The 15,844-nt window shown below is 71.4% G+C and carries 3 protein-coding genes; all 3 read left to right on the top strand.

Annotated elements, in window-relative coordinates:
* Nucleotides 1-100: 100 nt before the first annotated feature.
* From LGN19_RS12625 to LGN19_RS12615, 3 genes are read left to right on the top strand one after another with little or no spacing between them, the layout of a single operon-like run.
* Nucleotides 101-9,763 (top strand): non-ribosomal peptide synthetase, encoded by a 9,663-nt coding sequence (locus LGN19_RS12625; protein ID WP_226214974.1) that lies wholly within the window; start codon nt 101-103, stop codon nt 9,761-9,763.
* Nucleotides 9,764-9,772: 9 nt separating this feature from the next.
* Nucleotides 9,773-14,785: a non-ribosomal peptide synthetase gene (locus LGN19_RS12620; RefSeq protein WP_226214973.1), complete on the top strand. Its 5,013-nt coding sequence runs from the start codon at nt 9,773-9,775 to the stop codon at nt 14,783-14,785.
* Nucleotides 14,775-15,818 carry a GNAT family N-acetyltransferase gene (locus LGN19_RS12615; protein ID WP_226214971.1) on the top strand — a complete coding sequence of 348 codons (1,044 nt, stop codon included), beginning with the start codon at nt 14,775-14,777 and terminating at the stop codon, nt 15,816-15,818. The genes LGN19_RS12620 and LGN19_RS12615 overlap by 11 nt, the downstream gene beginning before the upstream one ends.
* Nucleotides 15,819-15,844 lie beyond the last annotated feature (26 nt).

The raw sequence follows: 15,844 nt of genomic DNA, 5'->3' as shown, positions 1-15,844 counted from the left end.
AACGGTAAAAAATCGGCCGCGCCGTTCGTCACACCAGTGAAGCCGCCCCAAGCGGCCCCGAGACTTGGCCGAAGCGGCCGGACCGAAGGACTTCACGCACATGACGAGTTTCCCGACTGCGCTGCATCACCGAATCCGCGAACTGGCGCGCATCGCGCCCGACGCACCCGCCATCGCGATCCCTTTCCAGAATGGCTTGCGCCTGTCGCGCGGTGCGCTCGACGCGCGGGCGTCGCGGCTGGCCCGGCAACTGCGCGCGGCCGGCGTCGGCGCGGAAGTGCGGGTGGGCGTGTGCGTCGATCGCTCGTGCGAACTGTTCGTCGCGCTGCTGGCCGTGCTGAAGGCGGGCGGGGTATTCGTGCCGCTCGATCCGCGCCATCCGGCCGCGCGCCTCGACTGGATCGTCCAGGATGCGCAGTTGCGGCACGGGATCGTTGACGCGGCCGGCCGCGCGGCGCTCGGCAAGCCGTTCGAACACGCGTTCGACGTGGCAGCGGAAGCGGCAGACGGGCACGCGATCGCCGCAGATGACGAAGCGGTGACCGTCCACCCGCGTTCGGCCGCCTACATGATCTATACGTCCGGTTCGACCGGCACGCCGAAGGCGGTCGTCGTCGAACACGGGCCGCTCGCCGCGCACTGCGACGCGCTCGCGGCCGCGCTGCCGATCGAGGCCGGCGACCGCCTGCTGCATTTCGCATCGGTCAATTTCGACGCCGCGCACGAATGCTGGTTGGCGCCGCTCGCAACCGGCGCGAGCATCGTCGTGGCGCCGCCGCAGCCGTTCGCACCGGATGCCGCGCATGCGCTGATGGTGAGTGAAGCGGTCAACGTGGCTGCGTTCCCTCCGGCGTACTTGCGCGAATTCGCGGCGGTGGCCGCACGAGCCGGCGTACCGCCGGCCCTGCGCGTGCTCGCGTTCGGTGGCGAAGCGCTGCCGCAGCAGGCATTCGAATTCGTGCGCCGCACCTTCCCGTCGGTACGCCTGATCAACGGCTACGGGCCGACCGAGGCCGTGATCTCGCCGATGCTGTGGCCGGTCGAGCCGGGCGAAACACCGGTACTGGCCGCCGACGATGCGTATGCGTCGTTGCCGATCGGCCGCGTGATCGGCCCGCGCGTCGCGCGTATCGACGGCGGCGAAGCCGATGGCGTGGGCGAACTTCTGCTGGGCGGCGTGTGCGTCGCGCGCGGCTATCACGGCCGCCCGGCGCTGACGGCCGAACGCTTCATTCCCGATGCCGGCGGCGAACCCGGTGCGCGCGTCTACCGCACGGGCGACCTCGCACGGCTGCGCGACGACGGTGCATTCGACTATCTCGGCCGCCTCGACGATCAGGTTCAGGTGCGCGGCGTGCGTGTGGAGCCGGCTGAAATCGCCGCATGCCTGCGTTCGCATCCGGCCGTGGCCGACGCCGCCGTGGTCGCCGAAACCGGCAACGGGCCGACGCGGCTGATCGCGTGTGTCGCGCTGCGCGCGGCAGCCGACGATGCGGCGCTGAAAGCACACGTGGCCGCACAATTGCCGGCCGCATGGCAGCCGCACCGGTTCGTGCGTTGCGATGCGCTGCCATATACGTTGAACGGCAAGATCGACCGTGCCGCGCTGCGCGAGAAGATTTCCGCCGCGCGCGACGCCGCGCAAGGGAGTGGAGACGCACCGCGCACGCCGACCGAACAGCAACTCGCCGGCCTCTGGCAGACGCTGCTCGGCCTCGACGTCACGCCGTCGCGCGATGACCGTTTCTTCGCGCTGGGCGCCGATTCGCTCGCCGCGATGCAGTTGCAGGCTGCGATCCGTGCTGCTGTACGCGTGAACCTGCGGCTCGATATGCTGTTCGCCGATCCGGCGCTCTTCGAACTGGCCGAAACAATCGATCGTTCGGAGCGCGAAACTGGCGAGCCGCTGGCCGCTATTGCCGCGCGTCGTGCGACTTTCGATGCGGTTGCAGCGGGAGTGCCGCATCTCGACCGTGCCGCATCGCTCGCGCAACAACGTTTCTGGGTGCTCGCGCAAACGCGTGACGCGAGCGCCGCATATCACATCGCCGCGCACTGGACGATCGACGGTGTGCTCGATCGCACTGCGCTGCAGCGCGCGCTCGATCACGTGATCGAGCGGCACGAAGCGTGGCGCACGACGCTCGTCGACAACGACGACGGTGTCGTGACGCAGCGGATTCATGCGCACCTGCCGGTGTCGATCGTCGACATCGACCTGCGCGACCCGCCGCCCGCCGCACGTGACGTACAAGCCGCACGTCTCGCCGAACGCGATGCGGCCGAACCGTTCGACCTCGCGCGCGGCCCGCTGCTGCGCGCGACGCTGGTCGCACTTGCCGACGACCGTCACCGCCTGCTGCTGACCGCGCATCACGCGATCACCGACGGCTGGAGTTCGCGCTGTGCGTTCGACGAATTGTCGGCCGCATACCGCGCGTATGCCGAGGGCCGCGAACCGTCGCTGCCCAACCTGCCGATCCAGTACGCCGACTACGCGGACTGGCAGCGCGACATGCTGGCCGGCGGCGAGGGCGAACGTCAGCTCGACTACTGGCGCAGCGCATTGCGCGACGTGCCGGGCCCGCTCGCACTGCCGGTCGATCGTCAGCCGGGGGCGGTACGCACGCTGCAAGGCGCACGCGTGTCGGTGCGGCTGCCCGACGCGGTCGCGGCCGACGTGCGGCAACTCGCGCGCGACGCGCAGGCGACCGTCTTCACGGTGCTGCTGGCTGCGCTCGACGCATGGCTGTCGCGCCTGACCGGTACAACGGATATCGTCGTCGCGGTGCCGGTCGCGCATCGCCAGCGCCCCGAAACGCGTGCGCTGCTCGGGCTGTTCCTGAATACGGTCGCGCTGCGCGTGCGTGTGGCGCCGACGCTGCCGTTCCGCACGCTCGTCGACGCGGCGCGTATGGCGGCGCTCGATGCGGTCGCGCACCAGGATGTGCCGTTCGAGCGCGTCGTCGATGCGGTGAAACCGCCGGTCAAGCGCGGCGACGAATGGCTGCGCGTGAAATTCGCGCAACAGTTCGACGCGCGGCACGACAGCGCGCTGCCGGGCGCGACGGCCGTTGCAACGCCGGGGCCGGATCTCGCCGCGCGCTTCGACTTCGCAGTGGATTTCACCGACGATGCGAGCGGCATCGAACTGATCGCGGCGTATGCGACCGACTGCATCGACGCCGACACCGCGCGCGCATGGCTCGACAGCTATGCGGCGCTCGTCGGTGCGGCCGCGCGCGATCCGCATCAAACGACGGCCGTATTGCCCTGCGATACGTCGGCCGCTGCCCGCCAGCCGCGCGACGGCCGAGCGCTGTGCGTCGAACATGCGGACATCGTCGCTGCGTTCGTGCGACAGGCGGCCGTCTATCCGCATCGCGTCGCGCTCGACGATGCGTCGGCGTCGCTGACGTTCGCCGAACTCGACGACGCATCGAACCGCATCGCACGCGCGCTGACCCAGCGCGGCGTGGCCGCCGAAGCGTCCGTCATCGTCTGTATCGAACGCTCGGCGCGCTTCGTCGTCGGCCTGCTCGGTGCGCTGAAGGCTGGTGCGCTCGCCGTGCTGCTCGATCCCGCCCAGCCCGCCGCGCGACTCGCCGCGGCAGCAGCCGACTGTGGTGCGCGCTGGGCGCTCGTCGCTGACACGGCCGCGTGGCCGGCCGGCATTGACGCACAGCCGCTCGACGTCGATACGCTTGCGCAGGACGCAACGCTCGCGCATGCGGCCGGCGTGCGCATCGCGCCGCATCCGGAACAGGGCGCGTACCTGATCTATACGTCTGGCTCGACCGGCACGCCGAAGGGCGTCGTCGTGTCGCACGGCGCGCTGGCCGACTATGTGCAGGGGATGCTCGACGAACTCGCGTTCGCACCGGACGCGTCGTTCGCGATGGTGTCGACCGTCGCGGCCGATCTCGGCCACACGACGCTGTTCGGCGCGCTGTGCGCGGGCCGCACGCTGCACCTGTTGCCCGCCGCGTGCGCGTTCGATCCCGACCTGTTCGCCGATGAGATGCGCCGTCGCGACGTCGGCGTGCTGAAGATCGTGCCGAGCCACATGCAGGCGCTGCTCGATGCACGTGTGCCGGCGGACGTGCTGCCGCGCCATGCGCTCGTGACGGGCGGCGAAACGCTCACGTGGGCGCTCGTCGCGCGCGTGGCCGCGCTTGCGCCGGCCTGCCGCGTGATCAACCACTACGGGCCGACCGAAGCGACGGTCGGCGCGATCGCCTGCGACACGGCGTCGATCGGCGCCGATGCGCGCGATCCCGCGAGCGGCGTGCCGCTCGGCCTGCCGCTGCCGAATGCGCGCGCGCTGGTGCTCGACGCGTTCGGCGCGTGCGTGCCGGCCGGTGCGACGGGCGAGCTGTATCTGGGTGGGCCGGGCGTCGCGCGCGGCTACCTCGGGCGCCCGGCGCAGACCGCCGAGCGCTTCATACCCGATCCGTTCACGCCCGGCGCGCGGCTATATCGCACGGGCGACCGCGTGCGGTTGCGTGCGGACGGCCGCCTCGCGTTCCTCGGCCGGATCGACGATCAGGTGAAGATTCGTGGCTATCGCGTCGAACCGGGCGAGGTGAGTGCGGCCGTGCGTGCAGCCGGCCCGGTTGCGCAGGCCGAAACGCTCGCGATCGAACACGACGGCCGCCTGCGGCTCGCGACGTTCGTCGTGATGCGCGACGGTGCGGCATTCGACGAAGCTGCCATGCGCGCGGCGCTTGCCGCGAAGCTGCCCGACTACATGGTGCCCGCGCAGTTCGTCGCGCTCGCGCGCCTGCCGGTCACCGCGAACGGCAAGATCGATCGCGCCGCGTTGCGCGAACTGGCGGCCGCGCCGGTCGCGACTGCATCCGGCGATGCACCGCAGGGCCCGGTCGAAACGGTGCTCGCAGAAGTCTGGCAGGCCGTATTGAAGGCGCCGAAGGTCGGCCGCGACGACAACTTCTTCGAACTCGGCGGCGATTCGATCCTCGTGCTGCAGGTGATCGCCCGTGCGCGCAAGCGTGGCGTGCGCTTCACGCCGAAGCAACTGTTCGATGGCCCGACGGTGGCCGAACTCGCACGCATCGCGAAGACGGAGGACGTGACTGCCGCGCAGCCTGCGGTCACAGCTGCGGTCGCTGCCCGCGCGCCGGTGACGGCGCAGGTCCTGACGCCCGCACAGCAGCGCTTCTTCGCGCTCGATATCCCGCATCCGGGCCACTGGAACCAGTCCGTTGCATTCGACGTGCGCGGTCCGCTCGATGCCGACGCATTCGCACGCGCGTTCGACGCACTGCTGACGCATCACGACGCATTCCGCCAGCGCTTTGCGCGCGGTGCGGACGGCACGTGGCACGCGAGCGACGCCGCAAAACCGTACGACGCGCTGCCGTTCGTCGAAGTCGCCGCCCGCGACGAAGCCGACGCGCTCGCGCGCTTCGACGCGTTGCAGCGCCGTCTCGACCTCGGCCGCGGGCCGCTTGCGTGCGCATGCGCGGCCCGTTTGCCGGACGGTTCGACGCAGCTCTATCTCGCGATTCACCATGCGATCGTCGACGGCGTGTCGTGGCGCATCCTGCTCGACGACCTGGATACGGCCTACCGCGCCGCATGCGAGCGCACGCCGATCCGGCTGTCGCAGCCGGGCCTGCGCGCGGATGCCTGGGCGTCGCGACTCGCGCGTGCGGCGACGGAGCCGGCAACGCCGTTCGCGGGCGAAGCCGCTTACTGGGCCGGCATGGCGCAGGGCGACGACGTCGCGCCCGACCATCCCGGCGCAACGGCGACGAACGCCGATGCGGCCGTCGTCGTGCAGACGATCGACGCGGCATTGACTCGCGCGGCGTTGACCGATGCGCATGCCGCCTATCGCACGCAGACGATCGAACTGCTGGGCGCGGCGCTCGCGCTGGCACTGGCCGGCGTGAGCGGTGCCGCATCGTGTCGGGTCGAACTCGAAGGGCATGGCCGCGAGGCGCTGTTCGACGACGCCGATGCCAGCCGGACGATCGGCTGGCTGACGAGCCATTACCCGGTGACGCTGCCGGTCGCGGCCACGGCACGCGACACGCTGTGCGCGGTCAAGGACACGCTGCGCGCGGTGCCGCACAAGGGGCTCGGCTTCGGCGTGCTCGCACACGACGGCGATGCGGCAACGCGCGCGGCGCTGGCCGCCGTGCCGCGCCCGCGCGTCACGTTCAACTATCTCGGCCAGTTCGACGCACCGCGCGATGCGACGCTCGTGCCGCGCTTCGGCGGCACCGGCGTCGAGCGCGACCCGCAGGGGCCGCTCGGCAATACGCTCGCGATCCACGCATACCTCGACACGGATCGCGACGGCGCACGCACGTTGAAAGTGCATTGGGTCTACGGCGCACCGCAATTCGAGTGCGCGACGATCGACGCATTCGCCGAACGCTTCGCGGCGGCGCTGCGCGAACTCGTCGACGCGTGCGCGGCGCGTGTGGCACATCGCGGCGGTGGCGCGACGCCGGGCGATTTCCCGCTCGCGCAGGCCGCCGGTCTCACGCAGGCCGCGATCGAGCGCACGCCGCTCGACTGGCGCACGATCGACGACGTGTATCCGTTGTCGCCGATGCAGCAGGGCATCCTGTTCCATGCGCTGTTCGCGCCCGGTCATGCCAGCTACGTGAACCAGCTCGTCGCGACCGCGACCGCGCTCGACGCCGATCGTCTCGCCGCCGCATTCGAAGCGTCGATCGCGCGCCACGACATCCTGCGCACGAGCGTGATGCCGGACGAAGCCGCGCCGCTGCAGTGCGTGCATCGCCATGCGCGAATGCCGGTCGAACAGCTCGACTGGCGCACCCGCGGCGACACGCTCGACGTCGATTTCGACGCATGGCTCGCGGCCGACCGCGCACGCGGTTTCGACTGGCGCGAGCCGCCGCTGATGCGACTCACGCTGATCCGCGTGACCGACGACGCATGGCGTGTCGTCTGGACGCGCCACCACGTGTTGCTCGACGGCTGGAGCACCGCGCGCCTGCTCGCGGACGTGCTGCGCGACTATCGCGACCCGGACGCCGTATCGCCGTTCGCGAGCCGCCCGGCACTGCGCTATCGCGACTTCATTGCATGGCTCGGCACGCGCGACCGCGACGCCGACGAACGCTTCTGGACGGCACGCGTCGCACGGCTCGACGCACCGACGCTGATCGCGGAACGCACGGCCGACCGGGCGGATGCCGAGATGATCACGTGGCGCGCGACGCTCGACGCCGACACGATGACGCGTGTCGCGCAGACCGCGCGTGCACTGAAGCTGACCGTCAACACGCTGGTGCAGGGCGCCTGGGCGCTCGCACTGCAGCGGATGACGCACCAGCCGGCGGTCGCGTTCGGCGCGACCGTCGCGGGCCGTCCCGACGCGCTTGCGGACGTCGACGCGGTGCTCGGTCTCTTCATCAACACGCTGCCGGTCATCACCGCACCGGCGCCGCAGCAGCGTGCGGCCGACTGGCTGCAGACGCTGCAACGCGACAACGCGGCCGCCGCCGAGCACGCGCATACGCCGCTCGCCGACATCCAGCGCTGGGCGCGTGGGGCGGGCGGTGCGTTGTTCGACACGCTGGTCGTGTTCGAGAACTACCCGGTCGACGACACGGCGCGCGACGCGGATCCGCGCGCGCTCGCGTTGAGCGGCGTGCGCAGCATCGAAGCGACTGATTTTGCGTTGACGCTCGTGATCGAGAGCGGCGCCGAGCTGACGATCGATTACGGCTACGACACCGCGCGCGTCGATGTGCGGCAGGTTGCAACCTGGCACCGCGCATTCGCGTGCGCACTCGATGCACTGGCCCGCACGCCTGACGCGCTGATCGGCACGCTGTCGATTGCGGACGACGCGACCCGCGATGTTCTGGCACTGGCGCAAGACACCGCGCGCGAGTGGCCGGCGTCGCAACGACAGCCGCTGCACCTTCAATTCGCCGATGCGGCGCGGGCGACGCCCGACGCAATCGCGCTCGAATACGCGGACATTCACGGCGGTGTGCATCGCGCAACCTATCGCGAACTCGATATCAGCACGTCGCGGATCGCGGCCGCGTTACGCCGGCGCGGCGTGCAGCCCGACACGCCGGTCGCGCTGTGCGTCGAGCGTTCGTTCGACATGGTGATGGCGCTGGTCGGTGTGCTGAAGGCCGGTGCGGCCTACTTGCCGGTCGATCCCGACTATCCGGCCGAGCGCATCGCCTACCTGCTGCGCGACGCGCGGCCGGCCGTCGCGATCACGCAGGCTCACCTGCGCGAGCAGGTCGAGGCCGCGCTGGGCGATGGCGCCGCGACGCAGTTGCTGACGGTGGCGGACCTGCTCGCCGATGAAACCGAAAGCGACGCCGCCGCCGCGGCCGCCACGATCGACGACGCCCAACTCGCGTACCTGATCTACACGTCCGGTTCGACTGGCAAGCCGAAGGGCGCGGGCAACACGCACGGCGCACTCGCGAACCGGATCGCGTGGATGCAGCACGCATACCGGCTGACGCGCGATGACGTCGTGCTGCACAAGACGCCGTTCGGTTTCGACGTCTCCGTGTGGGAATTCGTGTGGCCGCTGGCGATCGGCGCGAAGCTCGCGATCGCCGCGCCCGGCGACCATCGCGATCCGGCGCGTCTCGCGGCCGCGATCCATGCGCACGGCGTGACGGTGCTGCACTTCGTGCCGTCGATGCTCGCCGCGTTCGCCGCGTATCTCGACGATTTCTCGGCCGCCGCGCAGTGCGACAGCGTGCGCCTGATCGTCGCGAGCGGCGAGGCGCTCGCGCCCGAACTCGTCGCGAAGATGACGCGACTGCTGCCGAACGCGACGCTCGTGAACCTGTACGGACCGACCGAGGCTGCGATCGACGTGTCGCACTGGACCTGCGGCCCCGACGACGCGCAGGCGGCCGCGGTGCCGATCGGCCATCCGATCGCGAACCTGCAACTGCACGTGCTCGATGCGGCATGGCAGCCGGTGCCGGCCGGCGCGACCGGCGAACTGTATCTCGCGGGCGCGGGCCTCGCGCGCGGCTATCTCGGCCGTCCGGCGCTGACCGCCGAGCGCTTCGTGCCCGATCCGTTCGTGCCGGGCGCGCGCATGTACCGCACGGGCGACCTCGCGCGCCGGCGCGCGGACGGTGCGCTCGACTACCTCGGCCGCGTCGACACGCAGGTGAAGCTGCGCGGCCAGCGGATCGAACCGGGCGAAATCGAGGCGCTGCTGCGGGCGGCGCCTGGCGTGAACGACGCGGTTGTGATCGTGCGCGACGCGCAACTGATCGGCTATGTCGCACGCGGCGACGCGGGCGCGCTCGACCGTACAGCGCTGCTCGACGGGCTGCGCGCGCAATTGCCGGCCTACATGGTGCCGTCGCAACTGATCGAACTCGATGCATTGCCCGTGACGCCGAACGGCAAGTGCGACCGCCATGCGTTGCCCGCGCCGGTACGCGAAGCGGCAGCCGAAGTCGAACTCGCGACGGATACGGAACGCGCGCTCGCCGAGATCTGGCAACGCGTACTGCACGTGGACGCGATCGGCCGTGACGGCGACTTCTTCCTGCTCGGCGGCCATTCGCTGCTCGCGACGCAGGCCCATGCGCAGGCGAACCTGCACTGGGGGCTCGCGTTGCCGCTGCGCACGCTGTTCGACACGCGCACGCTGGCGCGCTGCGCGGAAGCGATCGACACGGCCTGCGCGGCACGCGGCGCGACCGATGCGGCGAGCGCGATCGATGCGCTGCTCGGCGAACTGGAAACCCAATAAGGACGACGGATGACGAAGGTTCAACCCGACTGGCTCGCGCTCGCGACGCGTTTCGCGCAACTGCCCGACGCGCAGCGCGCGGTCTTCATCGACAAGCTCGGCGCAGCCGGCATCGACTTCCGCGTGTTGCCGATCCCGCCGCGCACACCGCGCAGCGACCGCGTGCCGGCGTCGTTCGCCCAGACGCGGCTGTGGCTGCACGCGCGGCTGATCGATGCGCCCGACGCGTATCACATCACCGAGCGCCTGGCGCTGACGGGCCCGCTCGACGCGCATGCGCTGCGACTGGCGTGCGACGCGCTGATCGCGCGCCACGAGGTGCTGCGCACGACGTTCGACGAAGCGCCGGACGGCGTCGTGCAAACGATTCATCCGCCGTTGCGCTGCCCGTGGCGCGAAACCGATCTCGAAGCGCTACCGGGCACGCAGCGCACGACGCGCGCGGAAGCCGTCGCGACGGCCGATGAAGCCGAACCGTTCGATCTCGGCGCGGCGCCGCTCGTCCGCGCGCATCTGGTGCGCTTCGATGCGACCCATCACTGGCTCGCGGTGACCGTGCATCACATCGTGTCGGACGGCTGGTCGTCGGGCGTGATGCTCGAGGAACTCGCAGCGTTCTATCGCGCGTATGCGTCGGACCGGCCGGTGCCGCTCGCGCCGCTGCCGATCCAGTACGCCGACTACGCGTTGTGGCAGCGCCGCTGGCTCGATGCCGGCGAACGCGATCGCCAGCTCGGGTTCTGGCGCGAACGGCTCGATCCGCAACGTGGCGTGCTGACGCTGCCGGGCGCGACCGCGCGTCCGGCGCGGCGCAGTGCGCGCGGCGCACGCCATGTGTTTTCGCTCGACGCGCGCATCGGTGCGCAACTGCGCGCATTCGCGGCCGCTTCGGGCGCCACGCCGTTCGCGGTGCTGCTGGCCGCACTCGATGCGCTGCTGGCACGCGCGACCGGCGACGCACGGATCTGCGTCGGCGTGCCGGCCGCGAACCGCGAACGCGCGGAAGTCGCCGGCCTGATCGGCTTCTTCGTCAATACGCTGGCGATCGACGTCGACGTGCCCGCGCACGGCGATTTCTCGTCGCTGGTCGCGCGCACGCAGCGCGCGCTGGTCGACGCGCAGATGCATCAGGACGTACCGTTCGAGCAGGTGGTCGACGCGCTCGGCGTACCGCGCAGCGCGAGCCATCATCCGCTGTTCCAGGTGATGGCCGCGTATGGCGAACGTCGTGCGCTGCCGGCGCTCGGCGCGGCGTCGGCCGCGTTGCTGCCGTCGGGCACGCCGTCCGCGAAATTCGACCTGACACTTTCGGTCGAAGCGACGCCGGACGGCACGTTCGACGCCGCATTCCTCTACGCGCTCGACCTGTTCGATGCGGACGCGATCGCGCGGCTGGCCGCGCGCTTCGTCACGCTGCTCGCCGATGCGCTCGCGCGCCCCGACATGCCGGTCGGCGATCTCGACTGGCTGCCCGCCGCTGAGCGCGCGCAACTCTTTGCATGGAACGCACCGGCGGGTGCGACCGAAGGCGAAGCGTTCGTGCCCGTGCATGCCCGCATCGCCGCGCATGCGCAAGCACGGCCCGACGCACGTGGCGTGGCCGATATCGACCGCGCGCTGACGCGCGGCGAAGTCGACGCGCGCGCGGCGCGCCTGGCACGCCATCTCGTGGCGGCCGGTGTCCGGCCGGAAATGCGCGTCGGCGTCGCACTGCAGCGCTCGGTCGACCTGCTCGTCGCGCTGATCGCGGTGCTGAAGTCGGGCGCCGCGTTCGTGCCGCTCGATCCGGCGCATCCGCGCGAACGGCTCGCACAGATCGTCGGCGACGCGAACATTGCGCACGTGCTGACCGACGGCGCGAGCGCTGCGTCACTGCCCGAACTGCCGGACCTGCGAGTGTGGCGCGCCGATGAAGTCGACGCACTCGACGCAGCCGCGCACGTCGTGCTGCCGGACGTGCTGCCGGGCCATGCGGCCTATGCGATCTACACGTCGGGCTCGACCGGCAAGCCGAAGGGCGTGATCGTCGATCATGCGTCGTTCGCGCTGCATTGCGCGGCGATCGCCGAGCGCTATGGCGCGGGCGAAAACGACGTGTTCCTGCTGTTCCAGTCGGTCAACTTCGACGGCGCGCATGAAGGCTGGTTTTCGCAATACATGTCGGGCGCGGCCGTGTCGGTGACGGCCGACGTGCTGTGGCCGCCCGCGCAGACCTGCGCGATGATGGTCCGCGACGGCGTGACGATGACCTACGTGCCGCCCGGCTGCGCCGCGCAGCTCGCCGAATGGGCGCTCGCGCACGGCGCGCCGCCGACGCTGCGTTCGCTGACCGTCGGCGGCGAGGCGACGTCGCGCGAGGCGTTCGCGATGCTGCGCCGCGCGCTGCCGAACGTGCGCGTGGTCAACGGCTACGGCCCGACCGAAACGGTCATCACGCCGACGCTGTGGATGTTCCGGCCCGGCGACGATCTCGCGAAGCTCGGCGACGCCGCGTACCTGCCGATCGGCACGCTGGTCGGCGCACGCACCGCGCATGTGCTCGACGAGCGGCTGCATCCGCTGCCGGTCGGCGTGATCGGCGAGCTGTACCTGGGCGGCGAGGGGATCGGCGTCGCGCGCGGTTATCTCGACCGCCCGGCGCTGACGGCCGAGCGCTTCGTGCCCGATCCATACGGCGCGCCCGGCGCGCGGCTGTACCGCGCCGGTGACCTCGTGCGGCGTCGCGCGGACGGCGTGTTCGACTTCATCGGCCGCGTCGACCACCAGGTGAAGCTGCGCGGGCTGCGCATCGAACTCGGCGAGATCGAGGCGCAGCTCGCCGCGCACGACGCGGTGCGTGAAGCATGCGCGGTCGTGCACGGGCAGGGCGCGCTCGCGCAGCTCGTCGCCTATGTCGAGCTGACCGCCGACGCACGGGCGGCCGCACAGCCGGTCGAAGCGGCGACGCTCGACGCGCACCTGCGCCGCACGCTGCCCGACTACATGGTGCCCGCACAGCTGATCGTGCTCGACGCGCTGCCGCGCAACGCGAACAGCAAGGTCGACCGCGCACGGCTGCCCGCGCCGGTGCGGGTCGAACGCGCGTACGAAGCGCCGCACGACGGCGATGAAGCCGCGCTCGCGGCGATCTGGTGCGATGTGCTGAATCTCGAGCGCGTGGGCCGTGGCGATCACTTCTTCGATCTCGGCGGTCATTCGCTCGCCGCGGTGCGCGTTGCGACGCGCGTGGCCGAGCGGCTCGGCCGCGACGTGCCGGTGCGCGCGCTGTTCGAAGCGCCGGTGCTCGCGCAGTACGCGCGCCAGGTGGCCGATGCGCCGCGTGCCGCGCATGCCGGTGGCGCGGCACCGGGCGTCGCGGTGGCCAAACCGGACGCACACGGCGTGTGGCCGCTGTCGCCGGCGCAGCTCGGCCTGTGGTTTCTGTGGCGCGCGCAGCCGGGCAGCGCCGCATACAACATTCCGGTCGCGCTGCGTGTGCACGGTCCGCTCGACCTCGATGCGCTGCGTGCGGCGTTCTCGGATGTCGCGGCCGTGCATCCGGCGCTGCGCGCGCGGCTCGTTGCGCGTGACGGCGCGCTGCCGGGCCAGCGGATCGACGCAGACGTTGCGGTCGAACTGCCGCTGATCGACCTGTCGGCCCGAACCGATGTGCTGGCTCGCGCCGCCGCATTGACCGACGAGGATGCGCTTGCGCCGTTCGACCTTGCTGCCGATGCGCCGCTGTGGCGCGCCCGCGTATTGCGGCTCGGCGCAGAAGACCACGTGCTGTCGGTGACGATTCATCACATCGTGTCGGATGGCGAATCGATCGAGTTGTGGCTCGACGCGGTTCGTGCGCGCTATGTCGCTCGCGTGCAGGGCGCCGCCGTGCCGGCCGAAGCGGCCATCCAACCGGTCGCCCAACCGGTCGCCCAACTGGTCGTGCCACTCGTGCTGCCCGCGCCGTGCCATCCGGCCCGCGTGGCCTACTGGCGCGATGCGCTGGCCGATCTGCCGGCGCGCGTGCTGCCGCAGCGCGCGGACGCGCCGGCCGTGCCGCAATGGCGCGCGGCCCGCATCGCGTTCGAATTCGACGGCTCGTTGATCCGCGCCGCACGCGACACGGTGTCGGCCGCGCACGCGACGCTGCCGATGCTGCTGCACGCGGCGCTCAACGCCGCACTGTTCCGCGCGACGGGCGCTGCCGACCAGCCGGTCGGCGTGCTCGCGTCGACGCGCGAGCTGACGGGCGACGCGGCCCGCGACGCACTCGGCCTCTTCATCAATTCGGTCGTCGTGCGCACGCGGATCGACCCGGCCGCGCGTCGTGCGGACCTGCTCGCACAAGTGCGCGACACGGCGCTCGCGGCCTACGCGCACGCCGACGTGCCGTTCGCGGACGTCGTCGCGGCGCTGCGCGTGCCGCGTGCCGCGCAGGCCAATCCGCTGTTCCAGGTGATGTTCAACTACCTGCGCCCGGCCGGTGCCGCGGCGCGCGACTGGGCCGGCCTGTCGCTGGCCGGATTCGACGACGTGCGCCATCGCGTCGTGTTCACGCTGGAGCTGGACGTCGTCGAGCATCCGGACGGCCGCGTGAGTGCCGCGTTCTCGTATGCGGACGAACTGCTCGAGCGCGGTTTCGTCGATGCGCTCGTCGATCTCTATCACGACGAAGTCGCGCGTTTCGCCGGCGCGTCGGAAGCGGCGCTCGGCGTGCCCGATACGCATGCCGTTGCGCAAGCGTCGAGCATCGCGCGGGTGGAAGACAACGCACACGCTCATACGCCGCGCGCACCGCATGCGGTTGCCGTGCTCGCGGCGCTGTGGTCGGACACGTTCTCGACGGCCGCGCCCGAACCCGATGCCGATCTGTTCGAAGCCGGCGCGACCTCGTTCGACGTCGTGCGTTTCGTCGACGCGGCCGGTCGTGCCGGTCACGCACTGACGGTTGCCGACATATTCGCGTCGCCGACGCTCGCGGCGCTCGGCGCGCGGCTCGATGCGCTCACGGAAACGGGACAGGAGGCGCGCCATGCTGGCTGAAGTGCGTCCGGACGGATTCACGATGCTCGATACCTACCGCCTTGCATTCGCGGACGGCCTGTTCGCCGTGCGCGACGGCGCGGAGATCCGCGTCGCGCAGGGCGACGGCATCGGCGCGCAGTTGCTGCGCGCCCAACTCGGCGACGACGGCGCGCTGCGCCTCGTTGCATACAACCATCGCGCGGCGCCGGCCGACCAGCGGCGTGCGCTGCTGGCCGCGCTGGCCGCGGCGTTTTCGGACAGCGCGCGTCACGCGGCGATCCGGCTCGACCCGGCCGCGTGGCCGGCGGTCGCGCTCGATGCGCTGCGCGCGAGCGGCGTGCTCGCCGACGGCGGCCGCTGCATGCGCGAGGGCTGGGCGCAGCAGGCCGATCTGTGGCTCGTCGGCCCGCATCTGCCATGCGCGACGTTGCCGATGCTCACCGACGGCCGCCGCCATCCGCGCCGGCCGCCCGCGCCGCGCGGCGAGGTCTACGCGCGCGACCTGCCGGCGCTCGGCGTGCGCTTCACGCTGCGCGGCTGGCAGCCGGCGGAGGACCCCGGGCGGCTCGCGCGCTGGTTCGACGAACCGCGCGTGCGCGACGGCTGGCCGGGCGCGCAACCCGTGCAAGCCGGCCCGGACGGCGTGCAAGGTGCCGCGCCCGATGCCGATCCGCACGTGACGCCGCTCGTCGGCTGCTTCGACGGCGAGCCATTCGCGTATTTCGAAGCGTACTGGCTGAAGGAAGACGCGCTCGCGCCGCACGTCGCGGCACGCGACTACGACCGCGGACTGCGGATGCTGGTCGGCGAATCGCGCTGGCGCGGCCCGCATTGCGTGGCCGGCTGGCTGCCGTCCGTCGTTCATTACCTGTTTCTCGACGACCCGCGTACCGAAGCGGTCGGCTGTGCCGTTCCGGCCGGCCATGCACGGGTTGCCGACCATCTTGCGCGGCATGGCTTCGCGCGGCAGCGCCGTCTCGCGCTGGCCGACGCGCAGCCGCTGTGGATGCGCGCGCTGCGCGAGACGTTCTTCTCCGGCCGTCACGTCTGACGCGCCGGATTCACCGACAAGGGAGC

Origin of the sequence: Burkholderia sp. AU30198 (genome assembly GCF_020419825.1) — a bacterium.
In the GTDB taxonomy this organism is placed as follows: domain Bacteria; phylum Pseudomonadota; class Gammaproteobacteria; order Burkholderiales; family Burkholderiaceae; genus Burkholderia.
Note: the sequence above shows the minus strand (reverse complement) of the source record. Positions and strands in the feature narration are given on the sequence as shown.